1 protein-coding gene is annotated in these 260 nt (G+C 61.9%); it reads right to left on the bottom strand.

Annotated features, from left to right (window positions below; translation table 11 throughout):
• A partial coding sequence (locus SB719_RS20990) for a nitrilase-related carbon-nitrogen hydrolase (protein ID WP_412159863.1) occupies positions 1-260 on the bottom strand: 260 nt, incomplete at both ends.

Here is a 260-nt window from a genome sequence, read left to right as displayed (position 1 = left end):
GGATCAGCTCGGCGCCATTCAGCGCCAGGCGCCGGGCGTTCTCCGGGAACTCGATGTCGTAGCAGATCAGCAGGCCAACCTTCCAGCCTTCCAGTTCCACCACCGGGAAATAGTCGGCGCCTGGGCTGAACATCGAACGGTCCAGTTCACCGAACAGGTGGGTCTTGCGGTAATTGCTCAGGCTGCGGCCATGCGCATCGATCAACTGCACGCTGTTGTAGATCGCCCCGTCATCGCCGCGCTCCGGGTAGCCATAGACA

Origin of the sequence: Pantoea sp. SIMBA_079, assembly GCF_046940275.1 — a bacterium.
Classification (GTDB): Bacteria; Pseudomonadota; Gammaproteobacteria; order Enterobacterales; family Enterobacteriaceae; genus Pantoea; species Pantoea borealis.
This window is presented reverse-complemented; position numbering and strand designations above follow the sequence as displayed.